Source organism: Pradoshia sp. Z4_20 (assembly GCF_058216035.1).
In genome coordinates this window covers 43,696-67,047 of sequence record NZ_JBZAJD010000009.1, presented here as the reverse complement: position 1 = coordinate 67,047, position 23,352 = coordinate 43,696, and the positions used below count along the sequence as shown (strand labels likewise).

The following is a 23,352-nucleotide window of genomic DNA, read 5'->3' as shown; positions in this document are numbered from 1 at the left end:
CAGAGGATTGCTATTCTAACGTCACATTTTTAGTTTCCTTGCCAAGAATCAATACAGACAGCATCCCAATTATAATGGCAATGCTAAAAAGTAAGAAGATTTTATCAATAGATGTATGAGAAGCCAGTAAGTTTCCGACGGCAAGCGGGCCAAGGATACCTCCTATTCTCCCCACAGCTGCTGCCATTCCTGTGCCAGTCCCTCTTATAATAGTCGGATATTGTTCAGGCGAGTAGGCATAGAGCGCTCCCCAAGCTCCCAGGTTAAAAAAGGAAAGAAAACACCCTGAAATCATTAAGGCTGTTAATGTTTCTGCATTACCGAAGAAATAAGCACTTACAGCTGTTCCAAACAAATATGTAACCAATACAAATTTACGTCCAAATTTCTCTATAAACCAGGCAGCCGTGAAATACCCAGGCAATTGCGCCAAGGTCATCATAACAACATATTGGAAACTTTTTATGAGTGTAAAACCTTTCAAAATCATAACACTGGGAAGCCACAGAAACATCCCGTAATAGGAAAAGACAACACAGAACCACAGAATCCAGAGCATCAAAGTCTTTACCGCATAATCTTTAGTCCATAGTGTCTTAAGCGAATTTACGATTGAGATGGATTTCTTTTCCTTAACCATTTGAAACTTCTCAGAATCAGGTAGATGTATTCTTAAATAAATCGCATAAAAAGCAGGAAGTGCACTGATTAGTAAAGCAATTTGCCAGCCATAAGTTGGAATGACAAAGTATGAAATAAGCGCCGCAATCAGCCAGCCTGCAGCCCAAAAACTTTCAAGCAGCACTACGACTCTGCCTCTTCTCTCTGCAGGCACACTTTCCGACACCAACGTAGAAGCAACTGGCAATTCACCGCCAAGCCCCATTCCAATTAAAAATCTGAAAACCAGAAAAATAGATAAGCTTGTCGTCAAAGCAGAAAATCCGCTTCCTAAGGAAAATAATAATAGCGTAATAATTAATACATTTTTTCGGCCGATACGATCAGCCCAAATCCCAAACACTAAAGCACCTACTGCCATGCCGATAGAGTTCACACTTCCTATCCACCCCATTTGTTCTGAGGTTAAATTCCACTCCTTCTGCAGAGCCGCGATAATAAACGAAAGCATTCCAACATCCATAGCATCGAATAGCCAAGCGACCCCGGCAATCCCCAATAGTTTCCGTTCTTTTACCTTTCCCTTCCCCATTCATTGACCCTCCCCATCACAATCTCAATGAAAACTATTAAAATGAAATCTCTAATTTGTATATTAACTTCTGTCTTGACAGGTGTAAACAACTATTTAAATTATTTTCTAAAGAATAATACTCGTCTAAGTCTCTTTGATTCTACAAGGCTGTTATCTCATAGATTGTTCCTCCTGAATAAATAAGTTAATCACCATTCTGTGATATCGCCAGAATAAAGATAGCTTCTTAACTAAGGGCAGTGTTAATGTTTTATAAAGACATTTATTGTAGAAGGGGAATGTTATGAATAGAAAAATCCGTGTTTTTTTATTTGTTTTCTTCTGTTATTTATTGTGGCTATACTTCGCTATATATGAATCTTCAATTTATAACTGGTGGACAGTAAATGTGATAAAACACGCAACTGATGATACTGTTCAAATAGGTGTCTCATTAGTAAAGGTGTTTGTTGGTACGGTTATATTTACTCTTAGTGGATTTATATTCTATTTATTGTTGAGAAAGAGAAGTTAGTTCTTATTGACTAAGGGGGTTTTAGTTGAATATCCGAGATAGCAAAAACACTGCCTCTTTTTATGGCATTAGCAACAATCTTTACGAAAACATCCAATAGACATTCTCTAATAGGATAAACGGCTATTGAATACAAATAAGCTGGGAGAAAAATAGTTATAATTTATAAAGAAATCCCCTTTATCCTCACCACAAATATCTTCCATTCTGAAAAGGATATACACCGTTCATTGAAGAATTAATATGGAAGTAACTACAACATGCATAAAGATATAATCCTAACAGAATGGTTTTCACCCCATTATTCTGCTTTATTAGAAAGGCGGATTTATTTGTTAAACTCACTAAAATGTATTCAAGAAGTAAAGATAGGAAATACAAAGGTATTAAGAAATCATAAGTGGATACACTTTCTCTACCTTACAAAAGAACAACACGTAAATTTAGAGCAAGTAGAATCTTTAGAGAAATTGCCGCCAAATCCGGTTCTATCCTATGTAGAACGAACCCTTTGGTTATTGAACGAGATGAATCTTCCCATTAATGAAAGGTCAATTATTGAAGATGTCTTGATTTGGTCTGAGGTATCAAAAGGCGGGTTGAAGCACAAACGTAGAGAGTGGGAGAAAAAAGGATTCCAATTGGCCATTCATAATATTGGCTCAGCTCAAATTTATGCTGATGAACAAATGAACCTGCCGTTACACTCCCGCAATTTAGATAGAGAGGAACTTGTTTATCTTCTCATATTAACACATGGGTTAGCCGGTCAATTTATCAGAGGAGAAATCCATTATTCTCAATTCCGTCCCTTAATTTATTGGATTGAGGAACATAAAAACTTAGAATATAACATAGAAAGGATTCTCTATTCCCTAAATCAGTGTGTTATTCAAGCGGTTTCAGATCAGTTGTGGAACAACGTCCATAAGGAAGTAGAAGAAGTACTATCCTGGATAAACAAAGGTGAACAGGCAAAAGAGCTTCCCCTAAAAGAGCGGATGAGAAGATTAAGAAGATCTTCAATCCAGCGCGGGGAAAACTTCGATGATTTATACAATCAGTATTTTGAAAACAAACAATTAGAGAGATACATAGAGTTGTTCTTCAGTAAAATAGATATGTGGTATCTTGAATCTGCTTTACAAGAGTTTTCTTTAGAAGAGTTTTTGAAAATTTTCTTATTGATATTCCAGAAAATTAATCCCCTTACTATACAACAGGTTAGCTTTGAGTCTTTTATGATGGATATTTACTATGATTACAAGGGGCAAAAAGTAATCAATCTATACAAAAAAAGAATTATCGAGACATTCCTGAATGAGTTTACAATTGATGATTTACTAAAAGGAAAGATGCCTGTAAACGAACACGTTCAAATTCAAATTGAACCCTCAGACTTACTAGGTCAAATTGTAGGGGTTTATTTTAGTTATTCAAGTGCCGGTCAGAAATTAATTGAATTTTGCCAGGAAGCCGAAAAGTCTCCGATCTATGAAAGAGCAATTATCTTACTTTATGACTTTTTTGGTTTCAGGAAAGATGCCTTTGATCGCTTGCAGAATGAAGAAAACTATTTAACCGATATGAATAATGGTCAAGATCATAAAAAGGTCATATCTGATTTTGCTGTAGGGAAGGTAATGCTGGACATTGGAGCCGGCGGCGGTGTGATGCTTGATATCCTATCTGAAAATCACCCAGAAGCAACTGTAATCGGAATTGATATCTCAATTAATGTAGTAGAGGAATTAAACAGGCGAAAATTCAGGGAAAATAAATCATGGCACGTAAAACAGGCAAACGCCTTGGAATTAAAAGACTATTATGAGCCAGGAAGCGTGGATACCATTGTGTTTTCTTCTATCTTACATGAAATGTATTCTTATATTCCGTACAAAGGCAGGAAATTCAATCGAGATGTAGTTATCCAAGCACTGAAAAGTTCTTTTGAAGTATTAAACAAAGGCGGAAGAATCATTATTCGAGACGGAATTATGACTGAGCCTATAGACCAATGGAGACTACTCGAATTTGAAGACCCAAAGGGCATGGACTTCTTTATGAGATATGTTCATGACTTTAGGGGAAGGACTATCAATTATGAAAGACTGGAGAGTCTTCTTATCAAACTGCCTGTTAATGATTTAATGGAATTCCTCTATACGTATACTTGGGGAGAAGAGGCTTATCCACATGAGGTACAAGAACAATTTGGGTATTTTACTCCAAGTGAATATGAAGAAGTTATTCATGTATCTTTAGGTCAAGAGGCAAAAATTATAAAACTTCATCATTATTTACAAAACGGATACGAAGAATTTCTTTTACCTAAAGTAAAAATTATGAATGAAAAAAAAGAGATTGTACCGCTACCGGACAGCACCTGTTTAATTGTAATTGAGAAAACATAAGACAAGAAAAGAGGAGAAATTATCTCTCCTCTTTTTATATGGCTGTTTTCGTAAGGATTTATATGGAAACAACTGCCTCCAGAAAGGAAGTGGCTGTACATCCGTAACTTTTATCCAGGAGCAGCAATCATGCGAAAGCCCGCTGAGTTGTAGAATCACCTTCTTCAATCAAAAGGTGATTTGGCTTTTGACTCTTAGTAGCTATGAGAGATCATATAGTATATTCCCAGCTCTTAATAGCCCTTAGAAAGGATAAAAACAAGCAACTACCCTTATTTGACAAAATTCGGCAGTCCTCAACGTTTTTAGCAGTATTTTTTTATCACCTATGTTATCATACTAGTAAAATCATAGATAAAGGTGAGAAATTACATGAAAAATAGTATTATCTCCCTCGTCGGGTTTATTATTTCGAAGCTCTTCTCTTCCAAAATAAAGAAACATGAAGAAATTCAGCGTCTATCAGAAGATGAAAAATACTAAGACTCCTAAACTCTCCTCATCACGACTTCTTTACTGTTAAATGATACTCATACTGACCAACTAATAATTCAATAATGTGCTCAAACATACGATCTCTTGTTATACGGCCGTTTGAGAATACACCAACAGCTCCTTCTGACTTCCTGATATCCTGTTTCTTTGTATATTCATCCATAACCGGCCCAAGCTCTCTGCCCGAGTATAACTCCTCAGCAATACTTTCCGGTAATTTGATACGTGCACCGCCACTGACAAAGCTTTTGCCTTCTTTCGTGACTAGTGCTCCCCAATTGCATATAAACAATCCATAAGGCGTTTTCACCACTCCGCCTTCAAGACCCAGCCCAAATTCAGCCTGAACTTCCTTCATCGCATTTCTTGCTCTATTTAAAGCACCCTCAATTGTTTCTTCATCCGAGAATGGCTGTTCATTTACCTCAGATGATACATTAACCGGAACAAGCTCAGCTGATAACTCCCGGCCCGCTAATTCTCCAGCCTTAATTTTCGCCGGATTTTTAGTGCCCAAAGCAATTTTAACCATTAATCTGCATCCTTTCTTTAAAAAAGAAGACAGATAGATGCCTCTGCCTTCTCAACTCTTTTATTAACCGTTTTGTTTAATCGTTTCAACGGTTGTTTTATCACAGCTTCTAACTAATTTAACCAATAATTCTTTTGCTGCAGCATAGTCATCAATATGAATAATGGAGGCATGCGTATGGATATACCGTGAACATATACCAATTACGGCACTTGGTATACCGCGATTTGTAATATGTACTTTCCCTGCATCTGTCCCCCCATTTGGAGCAACAAAATATTGATATGGAATATGATTCGATTCCGCAGTATCCAAGATAAATTCTCTCATCCCTTTATGCATGACCATTGTACGGTCATATATTCTAAGTAATGGACCATTTCCGAGATAACCGAATACAGATTTACTGCCTGACATATCATTTGCAGGACTTGCATCACATGCAAAGAAGATATCAGGATCAATCATCGTCGCCGCTGTACCCGCGCCTCTCGTACCGACTTCTTCCATAACAGTAGCACCGCTGTATAGGATATTAGGCAATGTCTCATTTTGAAGCTCTTCCAGTAGTTCAATCGCCAATCCGCAGCCATACCGATTGTCCCATGCTTTTGCCAGAATTTTTTTAGGATTGGCCATTTGAGTGAATTCACTATATGGGATGATTTGCTGACCTGGTTTCACTCCCATTGCAATTGCATCCTCTTTATCATCAGCACCAATATCAATCAGCATATTACCGATTTCCATAGGTTTGGACCTTTGGGCCTCACTCAGCAAATGTGGCGGAATCGAACTGACAACACCGATAATAGGGCCTGATTCAGTATATACCTGCACTCTTTGTGCCAGCAACACCTGACCCCACCAGCCTCCAAGCGTTTGAAAACGAAGTAACCCCTCAGGAGTAATAGAGGTTACCATAAAACCAACCTCATCCATATGTCCGGCAACCATAATTTTTGGTCCTTGGTCATTTCCGCGTTTCACACCAAAAATACTGCCAAGGCCGTCCTGAATGATTTCATCTGTGTATTTGGATAATTCCTTTTTCATAAACGAACGAACTTCATGTTCAAATCCAGGTGCTCCTGGAATCTCGGTAAGAGTCTTAAATAAATCTAGAGTAGATTGCTTCATATATGTATCCCCTTTACCATGTTATTTTCTATAATCTCTATTCTCATTCTACAGAATCATACTTCCAAATACCACATACATGGAGTTTGTTGGTTAAAAGATGGCACTATTTAAGCTTAAAATGTATAATGAACGGGAATAGATTAACCAAGCAAATGTTAAATAACAGCTATTACCCATTTGATTGGAGGAATATAAGTGAATTGGAAAACATTTATTTCAGGTGTTGCAGCAGGATTTGCAGCAGGTTATGTCGTTAAAGAATTAACAAATCAAAGCAATATTACTTCTCCTGAAAAGATTTTGTCCACTATTAAAAGTACACTTGGACAAGGCGGAGAGACCATCAGAGGCTCATGGATTATGATGAAGCCTGAAAAGTATACAAAAAATGAATTGGATTATGATGTATACAAAGGTGGGCTTACAAAGCAAGAAGGCCTTGAATCTACGCAGTATGAATTTATAGCGGATGCAACAACAGGAACAATCATCGATTTTTACGAACAAGTACATTAATTAAAAATGGTAGAAGGAGGAAAATCACTTTTCCCCCTTCTATTTTTTTATTTCATTAGGCGTTTCAATAAGATAGTAGTAATTTTGAAGGAGAATTATATGTTTTCCCTATTTTATGCGCGAAATCAGGAATTATTGAGCGATTTCCCCTTTTTATGAGCGAAAGCAAGGTTTATTGAGCGATTTCCCCTATTTTATGCGCGAAAGCAGAATTTATCGAGCGAATTTCCCCTCTTATGAGCGAAAAAGATATTGATTGAGCGGGAATTTTAGATATTGGATGCCTCATAACCGCAGCATACCACCACATTAAACTAATAGCCCGTAAAAAAAAGCGCCGATAAGTCACCAACAAGTGACCTACCGGACAGCCTTTATTCTGGTCGATTTCGCTCAACTTTTTCGATTATTCCTTTTCCGTCTGCATCCCATTTGATGGCACGGTAAGCATAATCATGATAAAAAGTGAACCATGCTTTATTTTCAATTCCTTGTTTAATCCATTTCTCTTTTGCATGTATGGAATCCATCGGGTAATCATCATAAGCCAGCACCCATAGAGGATTCTGATGGGCATGCGTTGGCATAAGGTCTCCCATATGAATTAATTGTTGATTATTGTCCTCGAGCACGATAATGCTGTGACCGTCACTGTGGCCGCCTGTATGAATCATCCTCAGTCCTTCAGTGATTAATACTTCACCTTCAAATGTTTCGACCTGTGTAACAATTGGCTTCCAATTTTCTTCCCAGTAGGTATTACGGGAACGAATATTGGGATTCTGAAGTTCTTCCCATTCAATTTTCGAGGTATAAATCGTTGCCTCAGGAAATAGGCTGATCAATTCGCCTTCCTGATAACCAGTCAGCCCACAGGCATGATCAAAATGCATATGAGTCATCAGAATTGCATCGATATCCGAATAGGTCATTCCGAGCCTGCTCAAGGATTCCTCGAGCTTGGACTCTTCACTGACACCATAATTTCTAATTTGTTTTTCCGACAGCTTCCCTTTGCCGAGGCCAGCTTCGATTAAATAATTTTTATGATCTGTCTGTACTAAGATGGGGTCCGACCTTAACTCTATTTGGTTCAATTCATTAACAGGATAACGTTTTGACCATAATGGTTTCGGAACCACTCCAAACATGGCTCCACCATCCATATGAGTATCTCCGCCATTCAACCAGGTTAATGTAAACTTACCAAATTGCAAAGTTTCCATAATCTATAAGCCCCTTTTTATAAGTGTGTTGACAGATCAAAAAACCATAGGATTAAAAGGAGACTTCACAACGATAAATTGGATTGCCCTTTGCTGAAAATTTTTGTTCATATTCAGTCATAATATTGCCTTCCATATCACTGTTGTGTAAATCCAAGCTCACTTCATTTAATGTCATCCCATAATGCGAGAAGCTTACAAGTGAGTATTCAAATAATCCTCTGTTATCTGTCTTAAAATGAATTTCGCCATGCTCCGGCAAAATTCCTTTATATAGATCAAGGAATGTCTTATACGTCAATCTTCTCTTTTCATGACGTTTCTTAGGCCATGGATCAGAGAAATTCAGATAAACACGGGAAACTTCTCCCTCTGCAAAAATATTTGGAAGCTCTTCGGCATTCACATTCAGCAACTTCACATTTGGAAGATTAGATTCCAGCAATCGATCAAGTGCTGTAACAATCACACGCTCTGCCAATTCAATACCGATATAATTAATATCCGGATTTTGTGCAGCCATACCATTAATAAATTGTCCTTTACCAGTACCTACTTCTATATGAATCGGATTATTATTCCCAAACACTTCATTCCATGAACCCTTTTTAGTAGTCGGCTCCTGAATGCAATAATAAGGATTGGCCATTAGCTTATCCTTAGCCCATGGTTTATAACGTTGTCTCAAATTTGTGCACCTCCGCTAAAATACGTAAAAAAAGAGTAGCATAACATTTCATAAAATACCATGCTTATTAGTTAAAACATAATAAAAACCGGCATATGCCGGTTAAATATGAATAAATTTGGCTAAACTTTCACAACCTAAAATTGAATATGAAGAGAAGGGTTGTGGATAATTTGCCATTATCACAAAATCATCATTGGATGTTAGTAAAAGATATTTTAAATAATCATCAAGAAGATTGCTGCGGTTCACAATCAGAAGTTGAACAGCTTGAGAGAACTGTTAAATCCCTGATGGTTCAACCCGGTCTTGATGTAAATACAAAAGCTGTACTTGATGAGATTTACCAATACAGCCAAAGCGGTATACATGCCGCCAACCTGGAAAGTCATATAGAAGCACACCAGCAGCAACTCTCTGGCTGGGTTCGAGACATTGATCAATATTCCTGAGCAAATTTTAAATATTCGATATACCGGTTCATTTCATGCAACCGGTTTTTTCGTTTGTGCAAGACTATATTTTGTATAACCTGTGCAAGCACATGCCATTTCATCCTTAACTTAAGGTCTTCAGTGAGCTCTAATCCGTATTTGGATAGCCATTCCTTCCAATGCTCTTGTTTAACATAGGAATATAATAGCATACCGATATCCATAGCCGGATCTGCGATAATTGCACCGTCCCAATCAATCAAATATAGATCACCATTGTCAGAAATAAGGAGATTATTATGATTAATATCACCATGGCATACAACTTGCTGGTCACTGTTGACATCCTGTATATGTCTTTCCATAAATTCAATCGTATTTTGAATACTTGGATGATTTTCTAATTCCTTATCAAGGGAATTTTTTACGGACATTAGGATTTGTGTAGGTGTTTGGGCTGTCTTACCTAGGCGTCGAAGCATGTTTAATAAAGGTTTAGAAAGATGGATTTTCTGAAGCAATTCAGCAACCGCTTCTTCACTCATCTCAGTAGGATGTAATTCTCTACCATTCATCCATTGCTGAGCAGTAATCACGTCTCCATTTTCAAGCCTCTTGGTCCAGATCAGTTTTGGCACTATTCCTTCAGCGGAAAGCACAGCTAAAAAAGGAGACGAATTCCTTTTTAAAAATAGTCTTTGCTCATCATGCCTGGCAATAAACGCTTCACCTGTTGCTCCTCCGGCAGGGGTTATCTCCCACTCTTGCCCTAAATAATCCATGGTATTCACCTTCAATAATCTAATCTATTCTGGCATGGTTGTATGTAAAAATAAAAAAGACAGCCATTGACTGCTTTTTTCCAATAGCCATCTTATTAAATTTTAGTAGGTTAGGGACACATTCGTCAAGTGTTCCTGACTATTATTCCTGAACAAACACATATGTTCGCAAAGGTTCAAGGGTATAATCTCTTATGCTTTTCCTGATTATACGGTCTCCTTGTCCATCAGCACAACTATCACAAAGAATATCCCATTCAGTATCATTTGGCAGAGTGATTGCTGTTTCCTTTTCAGCATGGTGGAAGATTACTAAAATATTTTTCCAGCTTCCATATTCACCGACATTTTCATACATCAGGGCATGACAATTAACATGAATATCGACAATTTTCATATGTCTTTCTATTTCTTCACGTGTTCGAAAACGGAATGCACCATGGCTTTTTCGAATTTGTATCAAGCATTTTAAATAAGATATTGTTTCATCATGTTGCTCTCTTAGATCCCAATTAAGTTCATTTATCCAATCCGGTGAACAATAACTATTTTCGATTCCTTGTTTTGTTCTAAAAAATTCCTGTCCACTATGCAAAAATGGAATACCTTGTGAAAGCAAGACAATACTTGTAGCAAAACGATGACGGCGCTGCCTTAATTCATTTGACTCCAACCCATTAGCCACCTGAAGGCGATCCCATAATGTGTGATTATCATGACATTCCACAAAATTGACTGATTGTACCGGTGTCAATGGATATTCGGTACCTGTATTGGTCACAAGCTCAAAGAAATCATGCGGCTCTACTCTTTTACCGGAAATATAGCCATTATCTTTTAAATCAAAATTACTTCCTTTAATCGTATCTCTAAAGCGATCATTAAAGAATCCAATACCCGTTAATTTATGAGCATTTGCAATCGTTGATTTTTGCTCAGCAGGGAGTGCTGTGTGTAAATCCCAGCCTTCTCCGATGAGAATGGCATCCGGTCTTATTTCTCTTACCACACGTTCTATTTCCTTCATCGTATCCAAGTCTAGTAAGCCCATTAAATCAAATCTAAATCCATCAACCTGAAAATACTCCAACCAATATTTAATGGAGGCTATAATGAATTTTCGGACCATAAATCGTTCTGATGCTACATCATTTCCACAGCCGCTGCCATTTGAAGGCATTCCGTTTGAATCATAGCGGAAATAATAGCCAGGTACGATTTTCTCAAAGTTAGACAATTCCTTTTGAAATACATGATTATAAACAACATCCAAAATAACGCCAAGTCCATTTTTATGAAGACTCTTAATCAATTCCTTTAATTCTTCTATTCGATTGAACGGCAGATGCGGATTTGTACTGTAGACTCCTACTGGAGAATTAAAATGACGCGGATTATAACCCCAATTATACTCCTTACCAATGACTGTTTCATCAACCCCTGAGAAATCATTAACCGGCAAGAGTTCAATATGAGTAACTCCAAGTTCCTTTAAATAACTGATCCCGGTTGAATATCCTTTGTTTGTTTTCGTATTTTCTTCTGTAAACGCCAAGTATTTCCCCTTGGCATCCATGCCGCTGTTGTTATGATGAGAAAAGTCGCGTACATGTGTTTCATAGATAATTGCATCGACATGGCTGTCTAACGTGGGAATTTTATAGGAATGTCTTTCGATTTTTTCGGGATCTATAATAGCGCTGTATTGGCCATTTACAGAAACAGCCTTCGAATATGGGTCGGTTGCTTCTCTCCAAATATAATTGACACGAACCAAATAAGAATAAAAATAACCCTTTAAATCATTATGAATCGTTAATGACCATACTCCTCTTTCCCCCCGCTGCATCGCCACAGTTCCTTTTTCGGCCCCAAAATCATTGATTAGCTTAACCTTTACACTGGTAGCAGTTGGTGCCCATAGCTTAAACACTGTCTTTTCTTTTGTATAGACAGCGCCTAAATCATTTCCATCATAATGATAATGTTCATCAAATTCAGGAGTCCGGATTACTGCACCTGTCCGAAGTCCAAAGGCTATTCCTTTATCATCCTCTATTTGATACTCTTCACCGAGCGGTATTTCAAATGGAGCCGTACATATATATTTAATGTAATGCTCTATTCGAACGACCTCTTCAACCTTTAATACGCCAATTTTTTGACCTTCGAAATAAATCGTAAAGGTCGGGGTTTCGTTATCACGATAATTAAGTGGAATTAAGATGGTAATTTTGTTTAATGCGTCCAAAAAAGCTGAAAACCTATCTGAATACACAATACTCACTCTCCTAAAGCTGCAATATTTACTTTATGATGATGCATATTAACGACTACCTTATCATTGCCAATATAATCGCCATCTGCATGAATAAATGCTGGTTGCTCAGAAGAAAGTTTTATATTCTTCCCTTGTAATTCCTGTACTCCCCTTATTTTGAGATGGCTGCCCCAAACTACTGTGACGAACATAAGTATCAGTTTCCATTTGGAAATATTATGTACGATTATGATATGAAAAAGCCCGTCATCTGGTTTCGAGTTTGGTGAAATCTTTATTCCACCACCAAAATAGGGCTGATTGGATGTCGTAACAAGCCAAACATTTTTATAGTTGAGGTCCCGGCCATCTATCGAAAGAGAAACATCAATTGGTCTATATGTTAACCATTTAATAAAAAAGAAATATAAATAAACAAGCTTTCCAGCGCCTATTTTATTAAAGTAATATTTTGATTTCGACTCATTTACAGCTTTTGTAACTGCTGCATCCAATCCCATACCCAAACTGTTCATAAAATACCCTTGTTTGTCAGTTTTATAGGATCCTAGATCGATTGGTGTCATTTTTTCACTATTTAGACACAATTTTTTAAATGCTTTAGTCGGATTTTTATCAATCTGGTATCCTCTTGAAAAATCATTTCCGGATCCTGCAGGAATATAAGATATCCTGGCTTCTTTATATCCGACAGCACCATTAATGACTTCATGAATCGTCCCGTCTCCACCTACAGCAATAATTAACGAATCACTCTCCTTTTCCAAAATTTCTCTAGTGATTTTACAGGCATGTCCTTCATATTCTGTATACCTATATTGGTAATGGATATTTTCACGTTCTAGGTATTTTTTTACCTTTTTCCAAATTTTTAAGCTTCCCCTATTCTTCGCGGCAGGATTTATAATGAAATTGAACTTCTCCTTGCTCATTAAAGCTTCCCTATAAACCGCTCTCTCTATCAAGCTCCTCCAACTCCTCTTCCAAATCCATTCTAATAGTGTAGGCTGTACTGCAGTAGTCCAATAGAGCCTGACCTGACTTAAGCTGTTGGTTTTTTATAGGAGACTGATTATTACGTATGCCCTCAAACCATCTTGCATAAGAACGCTTGTCGATGATTATCTCTGTATGGATGGCATTTACATCATCGATATATCCATTACGACAAATGATTCCTTTCCTGATTGGCATATCAATCTCCTTGCTTTCTAAGATCCTCTTAATGATTCTTTCCATACGATTTATGGATATATACGGGTTTAACACTTTTTTGTCTGCCCGATTATGATGTTTTCTTGTCCAAAACCTTCCCCTGTCCGCCAAAAATACGGCATCCTCTTCTGCTTCAAGAAAAGTTAAGCACCATATTTCCGTAGGCGTCATAAGCAGAATATCCAATTCTACCGGTGCATTTTTAAACTGAAAGACAGGCTTGTAAAGAATTAAGCAGTTATCAGGAAAGCGTTGCAAAAAATAACGCAGTTTCTGGTCATATACATAATTGGCATTTACTACAGATTTTTCTCTTAAGGTTGAACTCGCCCATTTAAGCTGAAAATTAAAAATCCAATCTAAAAATTGCTGTTTTAAATCGCTCTCTATTCGTGGGGGGAATTTCAAAAACCGTCCCAATTCCTGTTCTCTGTTTGAAACAGTTTGCCCTTCATGAACGTGAAAAGGTTCGCTTTGTTCTCTTTTAGTAAATATCTTCTTAAACGTCTCCGAGAGAGTTCTCTTTTTAATGGGATCATCCTGATTTTGATATATCTCATTGTTTTCTCCGCCAATCAGCCAGTCATTGATATCTCCTTCTTCATAAGCCTGCTTTAGTTTAGTCCACTGCTGTTTTTTTAAGCGGACAAACTGAGAGGAATAATGATAAATATCCTGTTCATAACGGGATACATAATCCTGCAGTTTAATTAATTGTCCCATCCCGTTTCCCCTGCCCTTTTCTAGTCTCTTTAAAATCTATATGGTCATTTTAGATGTGCATAATCATGACCAATAAAGCCTTCATGTTTTAATCAATTCAACCTACCATTACGTTTATGAATATCTTACACCAATGGAAATTTAATGATCGGTTCATATTTAGGAATAGATTGGCTATTGGTTTGATATAGAACGAGATGCTGTACCTGAAATTCTGGTATAGATGGGAGAGAGTCTTCTAGTTGTCTTAGACTGTCTTTTTCCATTGCCTCCATACATCTTCTTGCTATCGTAGCATGCGGTGTAAACGGCTTTGTATCCAACTTAAAGCCGATACTTGTACAAGCATTCCATACGTTCTTCTGCACTTCATATAAGATCGGCTGTTTCCTCACATCTGCCCATAGAATTCTTGGCTGATTCACCATACCAAATGTACCCAATCCTTTAATCGTTAATGGAAATGAAACAAGTTGCTCTGCTCTTGACTTCAATAAATTCACAGCACCATCCAACATACTATGAGAGGCACTGCCAAGGAATGCTAAAGTAATATGATAATCGCTTGGATGAACCCAGCTTTTAAATGCATACATACGTTCTAATTCAGCAGCCCATTGGTGCAATGATTCTTTAATCTCCTTAGGTAATTCAATTGCAAAAAAATAATGATTCTGTCTATTCATCGGCCTATCTCCTTCATATTTTAACATAATGTCCATCCTTCTATTTTAACTATTTAGACGATTTTGAATAAAAATGTTTATTCAAAAAAGAGTTCAGGGTTAGTATTCCCTGAACTCTTTTCCATTTACTTTAATCTTCCGCATTCATTTTCAATTTTAGCAAGGAAGGCTTTCTGAAGCTTTCTTGTTGTAGTATATGGGGCTTTTCCAACCGCTTGTCCGTTGGTTTTTACAACGGGTATAATTTCTAATGTGGTACCAGACAGAAATACCTCATCAGCCGACATTAATTCCCCAGGTGTAAATGGTCTTTCTTCGTAAGGAATTGAAAGCTCCTCACAAAGCATTAAAACCAACTGCCTGGTAATCCCATTTAAAATTAGATTGTTTGCAGGATGAGTAATCAGAATACCATCCTTTATAATCGATACATTCGTATGACTGCCTTCTGTTATCATGCCATCTCTGTTTAAAATCGCTTCCTTACATCCCTGTTTAACCGCCTCTTCAAAGGCTAGGATATTACCGAGAAGGTTCAAGCTTTTAATATCGCAATTAAGCCACCGTTTATCTTCAATAATACAGACTTCAGCACCTGACTCCATCAGTACAACAGGACGTTCAGATTCTCTTGTATAAGCGATAAAGGTCGGTACCACCTCTTTACCTGGAAAAGCATGATTCCGCGGTGAAACCCCCCGTGTAAATTGCAGATAAACAGTACCGGTAGTCAGCTCATTTTTAAGAACCAATTCCTCAATAATCTCCTTAAGGCGTTTCGGACTGTAGGGTATCTCTATGCCGATCTTTTGTGCGCTTGCAAACAGACGCCTGCTATGCCCTTCCCACGCAAATAGCTTTCCATTATAAATCCGTATAACCTCGTAGATACCATCCCCAAATTGATACCCACGATCTTCTATATCGATGGCAATTGTTTCTCTTTTCGAAAGGGCGCCATTGTGAACAATATAATCCATTTCCCCCAACTCCCCTTGTGATAGATTATCTTGTTAATTCATAGATAGCTTGTGCATACATAGCTGTTGCTTTTAATAAATCGTCAATCAAGATATATTCGTCTTTTTGATGAGCTACATCTTCTCTCCCCGGAAATAAAGGGCCAAAGGCAACCGCATTTTTCAGCGCACGCGCATACGTCCCACCGCCAATTGCCAATAGCTCAGGTTCTTCCCCTGTGTGCTCGTGATAAATTTTTTGCAATGTTTTAACCAATTGGCTATTTGCATCCACATGGTGAGGTCCCAAATGGGTTTTTATAGTGGCAGTAAATTGATGCTTATCAGCGATTTGCTCAATCGTTTTCCATCCATTCTCAAAATCATATGTCACAGGATAGCGCATATTGAAGGCAATCTTACCTAATTCTCCATTTCTATACGTAATAATTCCATAATTAATGGTTAAATCACCGGTAATATCATCCGAATAAGCTACACCAAGTTTTCTTCCTCTGGACTCACTGCTCAGATAATGATGAATGAATTCAAAAAATGCACGGTCATCCCCTCGTAAAGGCATGGTGAATAGAAAATCCGCCAGCTTAAGACCTGCATTAAGTCCAAGATCAGGCTCCATACCATGGACAGATATCCCTTCCATCGTTAAGATGACCGCATTATCTAACACGGAATATGTACCTTTTAAATTATGCTCTTTCAAGTACTTTGCAAATTTTTCTTCCCACTCTTTCGCCTCATCGGAGTTAAGAGAAATAGTTGCTTTAGCTGCCTCTGGCACCATATTAAAACGCTGGCCTGCTTCAAAGCTTTTCACAACAAAGGATTCAGCCGGTATACTTTTTGATTTCATATCCATTGTGAAATCTGCAATTCCCTTTTCTGCATAGATAATCGGAAAATCAGCATCCGGCACGAACCCTACCGTTGGCATTTCTTCTTTTTCAAAATAATAATCCATACAGCGCCAGTCACTTTCTTCATCCGTGCCCAAAATCAATCGAACTCTTTTATTTAAATCGATGCCCATTTCTTTAATGATCTTCATCGCATAATAGGCAGCCATCGTTGGTCCTTTATCGTCGATTGCGCCACGCGCAAATATTTTCCCATCCCGAATTTCAGCTGAATAAGGGTCGCTTGTCCAGCCCTCTCCCTCAGGCACTACATCCAAATGTCCAAGTATACCCAGCAGCTCATCTCCGTTTCCCATTTCCAAGTGAGCCCCATAGTTATCAACATTTTTAGTAGTAAAACCGTCTTTTTCTCCAAGCTGAAGCATAAAATCAAGCGCTTCCTTTATTCCAGGACCAAAAGGAATATCAGTAGTTGATGCAGATTCATCCAGTGTACTTTTAATTCGAAGCAATTTCTGGGTATCGGCAATCAAATCATTTTTTCTCAATCCCACTTCTTTTTGCCAATTAAAATCCATAAAAGTGACCCTCATTTCTTTGTCATATCATTTATCGTTATTATATCGAATTTCAGCATGATTAGCATTTTTTGTTGAACCACATGACTGTGCCGTTCATATTTTATAGTGTAATAAATAAAATATTTCGTATTGCTGTCATAGTGCCTGTATCGCAAAAATAGATATAGTTAAGCGAATTTTCATTTTATTTTATTGGAAAATATGGATTTAAAATTTAGAGAGGGGTATTATAGTACTAGAAGGACTTGTATTTTGAAGTCCTAAAAAAGGAGTGCTGTATAGGTGATAACTTAGTTAAGTGGGATGGTTAACAGCCTTTATACCTTGCAGGTTGGAATGTTGCCATTGGAAACTATCCATAAGGAGTGGTTTTTTGAAACCTTCAACAAACCGTATGCTTACCAGAATTAAGTCCATTTATATGTTCATCGTCCGCAACGGCACGGTAACAACCCAAGAATTAGTGGATGAATTTGGAATTACTCCACGCACCATTCAGAGGGACTTAAATGTGTTGGCTTATAACGAACTTGTTGTCAGCCCCAGTCGTGGAAAGTGGACCACCACTCAAAAGAAAGTTAAATTAACCTCGTAATGATTTAAACAGTTTTTCCTACAAAAAGAAGACCGCTTTTTAACGGTCTTCTTTTTCCGGAGTACGTGTATTCAATAGGTTGATCTCTTCTTCAGTCATTTCTCTGTACTCTCCTGTTTTCAAGCTCTCATCCAACTCAAGCTCGCCCATCTTAATTCTTTTCAAATACACTACTTTTTTTCCTACAGCTTCAAACATCCGTTTAACCTGATGATATTTTCCTTCTGTTATGATGACTTCTATTTCAGATCTTGGACCACTTGTAAGAATCCTTAATTTTCCCGGTTTCGTTACATATCCATCATCCAATGTAACTCCCTTAGCAAACTGTTCAATATCTTCCTCGGTTACAATCCCCTGAATAACTGCGTAATAGGTTTTAGGAACATGTTTTTTGGGAGCAAGCACCTCATGAGCAAGCTGCCCATCATTTGTAAGAACCAACAGCCCTTCAGTATCCCGATCCAGCCTTCCAACAGGGAATGGTTTTTTACTTGCATCTTCAGGTTCCAATAAATCAAGCACCGTTTTCAGCCTGTCATCTTCTGTGGCAGATATGTATCCGGCCGGTTTATTCATTAACAAATAAATGTATTCCTTATAGTTGACTTGCTCTCCATAAACGGTAATTACATCCTCATCCGGATTGACATGCTTTTTAGCATCGCTTATTTTTACATCATTACAAAGAACTGCCCCTGATTTAAGTAATTGTTTAACCTCTTTCCGGCTTCCATAACCGGAGTTAGCCAATAATTTATCAATTCTCATCCTAAAATCACCCATTTTCCTTTTTTGAATAGACTAATGCTGAATATAAATTGAAGGAGTGTTCTAAATTTATGGATTATCAACAACAACCCTCTAACGAACAAGATGATAGACAATTGCCACAGCCAGCCGGTTTTCCTGGACCAGGAGGCCTATTTCCTGGCTTAGGTGGAGTTAATGCCCGTATAGATCGGCTTGAAAACCGCTTTGAACGTCTGGAGCGCCAATTTGAACGCCTTGATCGACGTGTATCCCGCATTGAACGAGCACTTGGAATGCGATACTAATTATGAGAATGGCCTGCTTTAAATAATAAGCAGGCCTTAAAGTTAAACTTTCACATTTTAATTTGATTAATTCCCTCTCGTGAAACGGCTCAATTTTAGCTTGCGCAATAGTCCATCCGTTCGCTCTCCAAAAATGACATGTAATAGACCACTTTTAATGGATAAGAAAAAGTAGATTAGGACCCCGACTGGAACAGTAATCGCCACCCTGAAAACCGCATCCATCTGACCTTTTGAACCTATCCAGGAAGACAGGACCTGATCCAGACTCCATACAACCAAGGCCATAACCCCAGCAAATATGAGTGATAATAATCCCCTTCTCAGCACAGATTTTATTCGATAACCAGTAAAGTAATAAATTACATATAAATTAATAAGTGTACTGACCGTATATCCAATTGCAGTCGCATAAACTGCCCCATTCGTTTCAAACATTTTTATAAACGGAATATTAAGGCTCAGTTTTATTAATATCCCAGTCAATAAACTAAGGACTGTAAAACGCTGCTGGCTTATTCCCTGCATGATTGCAGCTGTAACAGAAAATAAAGCAAATAGAATAGCAACCGGTGCATAAACTTTCAATACTTCTGACCCTAAATCAAGAAATCCATAAAACGATCCATATACGCTCTCAGATAAAACACTGATTCCTACAACTGCCGGTATCAAAATAAACAGCAAAGTTTGGAACGTTTCTGTTAATTGTTGTTTGTATAGCTTCCAATTCTTTTCAACAAACGATTTCGTTACACTAGGAACAATGGACAACGAAAAGGCTGTAGCAAGTGTCATTGGAATAAGGACAAGCTTTTGAGTCGATACATTTAAAACACCAAAAGCCACATCTGTTGTTGCCTTTTCTCCAATTGATACCATCGCTCTGTTAAAAGTAACCGTATCAACTAACTGGAATAGAGGCATAGCCAAACCAACAAAAATAAATGGTATTGAGGAAACAATGATTTCTTTATAGATCTCTTTAAGAGATATATCTATTTCATTTTTACTTTCGCTCAAAAGTTTATCGAGATGACGTTTCCGCTTTTTCCAATACCATAAGAGAACAAGAAATCCGAAAACCGCTCCAATAAAGGCTGAAAATGTTGCCACACTCATAGCCTGTACGACATCTCCGCCCATTAAATTCAGGACAATATATGCACCGCCCAGCAGGAATATAATTCGTGCTATCTGCTCGATAACCTGGGAAACAGCTGTCGGCCCCATTGACTCATTTCCTTGAAAGAACCCACGCAATATACTTTGCGAAGGTACAAGGATCAGAGCAAAGCTAACAGCCCGTATAACCGATGTAACATCCTCAACGGAAAATTTTTGCGTATCCATCATGGCAGCCAATCCAGGGGCGCTAACATACATAATGAGAAAAGCCGAAATCCCCGTTAACATCATTATTTTTCGGCTTGATTCAAATAGCTTACGCCCAACTGCATATTCACCCATTGCATTATATTTGGCCACAAATTTGGCCACCGCGAGGGGAATCCCTCCCGTTGATATACTGATGAAAATCGTATAGGGGATATACGCAAAGCCGTATAACGCCATTCCTTCTTTGCCGACAATTTGATTAAAAGGAATAACATAAAACAATCCGAGTATTTTCGATAAAACCATACCAACTGTTAGAATAAAAGTGCCTCTAATAAGTTTCGATGACATGTAACAATCCCTTTCACTCTTTCCCTTAACCTGTAAGAAATATATTTTCATGAGTCTTTTTGTTTATTTGTTCACTATTCTGTAGTTTACTCTTTTCTATCCTTTTTGACAATTGAACTTCAATTTGTTTACGACTTTTGCCTTATTCATAAAATCACTTATAATAGAACATATTAGCATGTTTTAGAAAAGAGATGGAATAATGAAATACGATGTAATAATTATAGGCGGAGGCCCCTCCGGTTTAATGGCTGCCATAGCAGCTGCAGAAAACGGCGCTTCCACCTTATTAATAGATAAAGGATCCAAGCTTGGCCGAAAGCTGGCCATTTCAGGCGGAGGCCGATGCAATGTCACAAACCGTCTGCCGATTGATGAGATTATCAAGCATATTCCCGGTAATGGCAAGTTCCTGTACGGTGCATTCTCTGAATTTGATAATGAGGGAATTATTTCTTTCTTTAAGAAACTGGGAGTTGAATTAAAAGAGGAAGATCACGGAAGAATGTTTCCAGTTAATGACAAAGCTCAATCCGTTGTGGATGCAATGATGAATCGTTTGAAGCAATTGGGTACCGATATACGCACAAACTCACCTATAGCTGATGTTTTGTATGATTCAGGGAAAGTAATTGGCGTTCGGACACAAACAGGCGAAACGATCGAAGCTGACTCCGTTGTCATTGCTGTTGGCGGTAAATCCGTTCCTCACACCGGGTCAACCGGTGATGGCTATGCTTGGGCGGAAAAAGCTGGACATACTGTTACAGAGCTATTCCCAACTGAGGTTCCGCTCACGTCAGCTGAAAATTTTATCAAACAGAAAACATTACAGGGTCTTTCACTTCGCGATGTCGCAATCAGCGTAATGAATCCTAAAGGAAAACCATTAATTACCCATCGTATGGATATGATTTTCACACATTTTGGTCTATCAGGTCCAGGTGTCCTGCGATGCAGCCAATTTGTTGTAAAGGCCCTCAAAAAATGGAATCTTAAAGAGGTCGTTGTCCAAATTGACGCGCTCCCTGATTTAAATGAAGAACAGGTATTCCAACAGATTATTAAAATTATTAAATCGGATGACAAAAAAGCTGTCAAAAACAGCTTAAAAGGTTTAGTGCCTGAAAGATATTTATTATTTTTACTGGAGCGTAACCAGATTGACCCTTCTTCCCAGGGGGCAGTCATCGCCCATGAGAAATGGCGTTCTTTAAGCAAAGATATTAAAAAATTCCCTGTCCGTGTTAATGGAACACTTTCTTTAGAGAAAGCATTTGTGACTGGCGGAGGAGTATCGGTTAAAGAAGTTGAACCAAAAACAATGGCCAGTAAATTCATGAATGGCTTATATTTCTGCGGAGAAATTTTGGACATTCACGGATATACGGGCGGCTATAATATCACTTCAGCTTTGGTAACCGGCCGTTTAGCAGGATTAAATGCTGCAGCAAAGAATAATTTCCTGGCATAAGAAAGGATGGTATAAGTGCAGGATATAGCCCAAACGATAAAAAACAATAAGCTGTTTTCGCCGCTTATTTACATGTTGTTTTTCATCTATTTAGCCATCCTTTCCTATCTTTTGTTTTTTGGATACTACAGACAAGAAGACAGGATAGAATCTTATAATCTTGTTCCCTTTAAAACAATCAATATGTATATTACGTTTGCTGATTACTTCAAATTTAAAATATGGTTTTCGAATCTATTCGGTAATATTATCGCTTTTATGCCATTTGGATTTTTTCTGCCAATCGCCTTTAAAAAGCTGAGAAATTTACTGATTATCACATTTCTGTCCTTCTTGTTTTCTTTATTTGTGGAGACGATGCAGCTTACCTTCCATGTCGGTGGATTTGATGTAGATGATATTCTATTAAATACAATCGGCGGTTTCTTTGGCTACATGGTTTTCAAGCTCATGTATAAGCTTTTCAAAAAACCCGTAACCTAATAAGTTCAAACCTAAAAAAGTGGAGAAACAAGTTTGTTTTCTCCACTTTTTTTACTATATTCAATTGTAATTTTAGCTGTAACGATTGAGGTAGAAAAATTAAATTCATCAACCTATGGATTATTTCTTAGTTATTCCGCTTCATCTGGGAATAGACTTGTTCCTTGTAAATATGAACTAAGAATTAATTTTACCCACAATGATAACTACTCATTTTTTATAGATAACCATTGCGCTAAAACAATAGATTTGGTCTTCCTCATCCTCTTCACCGAAAGCTGCTATATTATATTTTATATCTACAATGCTATCCTCATCTATTTTTCCGAGAAAATGATTCATCCCTTTTTCCAGATCTTTTTCATGTTCATAATCAAACATTTTTACTTGGATCACGGCAAAGACTCCTCCTGTTTTTATCTATCTTTGCCAGACTTTTATATTTTTATACTATTCAGAATACCATTTCCCCTTGCCAATGCATCATACCGCCCTCCATTGAGGCTGTCTTATATCCCTTCTCCTGCAGAAAATAAGCCACATTTTCACTTCTTACTCCTGCATGACAGATTAGAATATACTCCGTTTCTTTATCAAGCTCATCAAGCCGATCGGGTATTTCTCCCATTCTCATATGAATAGCACCTGGTACCATGCCATTTATAACTTCATAATCCTCCCGTACATCAATGATGGATAATTCCTCTCCATTTTCAATTCTGATCTGCAGCTCTTCCGGTTGGATAATTTTTATTTCTTCCATCTCCATT

The 23,352-nt window shown here is 37.7% G+C and carries 23 protein-coding genes; 7 read left to right on the top strand and 16 right to left on the bottom strand.

The window, feature by feature from the left end:
* Positions 1 to 10 precede the first annotated feature (10 nt).
* Positions 11 to 1,213 (bottom strand): MFS transporter, encoded by a 1,203-nt coding sequence (locus AC4BHP_RS16505; protein WP_139892784.1) that lies wholly within the window; start codon positions 1,211 to 1,213, stop codon positions 11 to 13.
* 849 nt (positions 1,214 to 2,062) lie between these two features.
* Here AC4BHP_RS16505 and AC4BHP_RS16500 point away from each other — a divergent pair.
* On the top strand, positions 2,063 to 4,144 hold the full coding sequence (locus tag AC4BHP_RS16500; protein ID WP_490553429.1) for a class I SAM-dependent methyltransferase: 2,082 nt from the start codon (positions 2,063 to 2,065) through the stop codon (positions 4,142 to 4,144).
* 502 nt (positions 4,145 to 4,646) lie between these two features.
* Here AC4BHP_RS16500 and AC4BHP_RS16495 read toward each other — a convergent pair.
* Together AC4BHP_RS16495 and AC4BHP_RS16490 are read right to left on the bottom strand one after the other, a co-directional pair.
* The gene (locus AC4BHP_RS16495; protein WP_066109087.1) at positions 4,647 to 5,171 is read right to left on the bottom strand and encodes a DUF84 family protein; all 525 of its coding nucleotides are present in this window, start codon (positions 5,169 to 5,171) and stop codon (positions 4,647 to 4,649) included.
* A gap of 63 nt (positions 5,172 to 5,234) precedes the next feature.
* Positions 5,235 to 6,311, bottom strand: a complete 1,077-nt coding sequence (locus AC4BHP_RS16490; RefSeq protein WP_490553427.1) for a M42 family metallopeptidase — start codon at positions 6,309 to 6,311, stop codon at positions 5,235 to 5,237.
* Positions 6,312 to 6,509: 198 nt separating this feature from the next.
* Here AC4BHP_RS16490 and AC4BHP_RS16485 point away from each other — a divergent pair, with 198 nt between their 5' ends.
* On the top strand, positions 6,510 to 6,830 hold the full coding sequence (locus AC4BHP_RS16485) for a hypothetical protein (protein ID WP_139892783.1): 321 nt from the start codon (positions 6,510 to 6,512) through the stop codon (positions 6,828 to 6,830).
* A gap of 374 nt (positions 6,831 to 7,204) precedes the next feature.
* Here the strand turns inward: AC4BHP_RS16485 and AC4BHP_RS16480 are convergent, their stop codons facing one another.
* Positions 7,205 to 8,056, bottom strand: a complete 852-nt coding sequence (locus tag AC4BHP_RS16480) for a YtnP family quorum-quenching lactonase (RefSeq protein WP_066109096.1) — start codon at positions 8,054 to 8,056, stop codon at positions 7,205 to 7,207.
* Positions 8,057 to 8,108: 52 nt separating this feature from the next.
* The gene (gene trmB, locus AC4BHP_RS16475) at positions 8,109 to 8,744 is read right to left on the bottom strand and encodes a tRNA (guanosine(46)-N7)-methyltransferase TrmB (protein ID WP_066109099.1); all 636 of its coding nucleotides are present in this window, start codon (positions 8,742 to 8,744) and stop codon (positions 8,109 to 8,111) included.
* 173 nt (positions 8,745 to 8,917) lie between these two features.
* On the opposite strand from trmB, the gene AC4BHP_RS16470 reads away from it, so the two are divergent.
* Positions 8,918 to 9,196, top strand: coding sequence for a YtzH-like family protein (locus tag AC4BHP_RS16470; protein WP_257469191.1), 279 nt, complete (start codon positions 8,918 to 8,920; stop codon positions 9,194 to 9,196).
* On the opposite strand, the gene AC4BHP_RS16465 is transcribed toward AC4BHP_RS16470, so the two are convergent.
* The 7 genes from AC4BHP_RS16465 to pepV all read right to left on the bottom strand — a co-directional run bounded on the left by AC4BHP_RS16465 (position 9,184) and on the right by pepV (position 17,280).
* Complete coding sequence (locus AC4BHP_RS16465) at positions 9,184 to 9,960, bottom strand: phosphotransferase (RefSeq protein ID WP_490553424.1); 777 nt, start codon at positions 9,958 to 9,960, stop codon at positions 9,184 to 9,186. The two genes, AC4BHP_RS16470 and AC4BHP_RS16465, sit on opposite strands and share 13 nt — an antisense overlap.
* 142 nt (positions 9,961 to 10,102) lie before the next feature.
* A complete protein-coding gene (pulA, locus tag AC4BHP_RS16460) occupies positions 10,103 to 12,238 on the bottom strand; it encodes a type I pullulanase (protein ID WP_180350022.1) in 2,136 nt (711 codons plus the stop codon).
* Positions 12,239 to 12,243: 5 nt separating this feature from the next.
* Positions 12,244 to 13,206: a diacylglycerol/lipid kinase family protein gene (locus AC4BHP_RS16455; protein ID WP_490553422.1), complete on the bottom strand. Its 963-nt coding sequence runs from the start codon at positions 13,204 to 13,206 to the stop codon at positions 12,244 to 12,246.
* Positions 13,184 to 14,179 carry an NERD domain-containing protein gene (locus AC4BHP_RS16450; RefSeq protein ID WP_490553421.1) on the bottom strand — a complete coding sequence of 332 codons (996 nt, stop codon included), beginning with the start codon at positions 14,177 to 14,179 and terminating at the stop codon, positions 13,184 to 13,186. Before AC4BHP_RS16450 ends, AC4BHP_RS16455 begins: the two co-directional genes overlap by 23 nt.
* A gap of 125 nt (positions 14,180 to 14,304) precedes the next feature.
* Positions 14,305 to 14,865, bottom strand: a complete 561-nt coding sequence (gene thpR, locus AC4BHP_RS16445) for an RNA 2',3'-cyclic phosphodiesterase (RefSeq protein ID WP_066109270.1) — start codon at positions 14,863 to 14,865, stop codon at positions 14,305 to 14,307.
* A gap of 125 nt (positions 14,866 to 14,990) precedes the next feature.
* Positions 14,991 to 15,845, bottom strand: a complete 855-nt coding sequence (dat, locus tag AC4BHP_RS16440) for a D-amino-acid transaminase (protein ID WP_490553418.1) — start codon at positions 15,843 to 15,845, stop codon at positions 14,991 to 14,993.
* Positions 15,846 to 15,870: 25 nt separating this feature from the next.
* Entirely contained in the window at positions 15,871 to 17,280 is a 1,410-nt protein-coding gene (pepV, locus tag AC4BHP_RS16435) for a dipeptidase PepV (RefSeq protein WP_490553416.1), read from the bottom strand.
* A 376-nt stretch (positions 17,281 to 17,656) separates the two neighbouring features.
* Between pepV and AC4BHP_RS16430 the strand changes: the two genes are divergently transcribed.
* On the top strand, positions 17,657 to 17,878 hold the full coding sequence (locus AC4BHP_RS16430; RefSeq protein WP_049669825.1) for a DeoR family transcriptional regulator: 222 nt from the start codon (positions 17,657 to 17,659) through the stop codon (positions 17,876 to 17,878).
* Positions 17,879 to 17,917: 39 nt separating this feature from the next.
* Here AC4BHP_RS16430 and AC4BHP_RS16425 read toward each other — a convergent pair whose 3' ends face one another.
* On the bottom strand, positions 17,918 to 18,649 hold the full coding sequence (locus AC4BHP_RS16425) for a pseudouridine synthase (protein ID WP_066109117.1): 732 nt from the start codon (positions 18,647 to 18,649) through the stop codon (positions 17,918 to 17,920).
* A gap of 71 nt (positions 18,650 to 18,720) precedes the next feature.
* On the opposite strand from AC4BHP_RS16425, the gene AC4BHP_RS16420 reads away from it, so the two are divergent.
* Positions 18,721 to 18,936, top strand: a complete 216-nt coding sequence (locus tag AC4BHP_RS16420) for a hypothetical protein (protein WP_066109121.1) — start codon at positions 18,721 to 18,723, stop codon at positions 18,934 to 18,936.
* Positions 18,937 to 19,002: 66 nt separating this feature from the next.
* On the opposite strand, the gene AC4BHP_RS16415 is transcribed toward AC4BHP_RS16420, so the two are convergent.
* Positions 19,003 to 20,625 (bottom strand): putative polysaccharide biosynthesis protein, encoded by a 1,623-nt coding sequence (locus AC4BHP_RS16415; protein ID WP_066109124.1) that lies wholly within the window; start codon positions 20,623 to 20,625, stop codon positions 19,003 to 19,005.
* 202 nt (positions 20,626 to 20,827) lie between these two features.
* Between AC4BHP_RS16415 and AC4BHP_RS16410 the strand changes: the two genes are divergently transcribed.
* Positions 20,828 to 22,099, top strand: coding sequence for a BaiN/RdsA family NAD(P)/FAD-dependent oxidoreductase (locus AC4BHP_RS16410; RefSeq protein WP_139892780.1), 1,272 nt, complete (start codon positions 20,828 to 20,830; stop codon positions 22,097 to 22,099).
* A gap of 15 nt (positions 22,100 to 22,114) precedes the next feature.
* A complete protein-coding gene (locus AC4BHP_RS16405) occupies positions 22,115 to 22,582 on the top strand; it encodes a VanZ family protein (RefSeq protein ID WP_225983619.1) in 468 nt (155 codons plus the stop codon).
* A 210-nt stretch (positions 22,583 to 22,792) separates the two neighbouring features.
* Here the strand turns inward: AC4BHP_RS16405 and AC4BHP_RS16400 are convergent, their stop codons facing one another.
* Together AC4BHP_RS16400 and AC4BHP_RS16395 are read right to left on the bottom strand one after the other, a co-directional pair.
* Positions 22,793 to 22,978 (bottom strand): sporulation protein Cse60, encoded by a 186-nt coding sequence (locus AC4BHP_RS16400; RefSeq protein WP_066109131.1) that lies wholly within the window; start codon positions 22,976 to 22,978, stop codon positions 22,793 to 22,795.
* A 58-nt stretch (positions 22,979 to 23,036) separates the two neighbouring features.
* On the bottom strand, positions 23,037 to 23,345 hold the full coding sequence (locus AC4BHP_RS16395) for a rhodanese-like domain-containing protein (protein ID WP_490553412.1): 309 nt from the start codon (positions 23,343 to 23,345) through the stop codon (positions 23,037 to 23,039).
* Positions 23,346 to 23,352 lie beyond the last annotated feature (7 nt).

Bases quoted from the DNA above. Each gene is read 5' to 3' on its own strand.
- AC4BHP_RS16505 (WP_139892784.1), bottom strand. From the start codon at position 1,213: ATGGGGAAGGGAAAGGTAAAAGAACGGAAACTATTGGGGATTGCCGGG.
- AC4BHP_RS16495 (WP_066109087.1), bottom strand. From the start codon at position 5,171: ATGGTTAAAATTGCTTTGGGCACTAAAAATCCGGCGAAAATTAAGGCT.
- AC4BHP_RS16490 (WP_490553427.1), bottom strand. From the start codon at position 6,311: ATGAAGCAATCTACTCTAGATTTATTTAAGACTCTTACCGAGATTCCA.
- AC4BHP_RS16480 (WP_066109096.1), bottom strand. From the start codon at position 8,056: ATGGAAACTTTGCAATTTGGTAAGTTTACATTAACCTGGTTGAATGGC.
- AC4BHP_RS16465 (WP_490553424.1), bottom strand. From the start codon at position 9,960: ATGGATTATTTAGGGCAAGAGTGGGAGATAACCCCTGCCGGAGGAGCA.
- AC4BHP_RS16450 (WP_490553421.1), bottom strand. From the start codon at position 14,179: ATGGGACAATTAATTAAACTGCAGGATTATGTATCCCGTTATGAACAG.
- thpR (WP_066109270.1), bottom strand. From the start codon at position 14,865: ATGAATAGACAGAATCATTATTTTTTTGCAATTGAATTACCTAAGGAG.
- dat (WP_490553418.1), bottom strand. From the start codon at position 15,845: ATGGATTATATTGTTCACAATGGCGCCCTTTCGAAAAGAGAAACAATT.
- pepV (WP_490553416.1), bottom strand. From the start codon at position 17,280: ATGGATTTTAATTGGCAAAAAGAAGTGGGATTGAGAAAAAATGATTTG.
- AC4BHP_RS16425 (WP_066109117.1), bottom strand. From the start codon at position 18,649: ATGAGAATTGATAAATTATTGGCTAACTCCGGTTATGGAAGCCGGAAA.
- AC4BHP_RS16420 (WP_066109121.1), top strand. From the start codon at position 18,721: ATGGATTATCAACAACAACCCTCTAACGAACAAGATGATAGACAATTG.
- AC4BHP_RS16415 (WP_066109124.1), bottom strand. From the start codon at position 20,625: ATGTCATCGAAACTTATTAGAGGCACTTTTATTCTAACAGTTGGTATG.
- AC4BHP_RS16410 (WP_139892780.1), top strand. From the start codon at position 20,828: ATGAAATACGATGTAATAATTATAGGCGGAGGCCCCTCCGGTTTAATG.
- AC4BHP_RS16395 (WP_490553412.1), bottom strand. From the start codon at position 23,345: ATGGAAGAAATAAAAATTATCCAACCGGAAGAGCTGCAGATCAGAATT.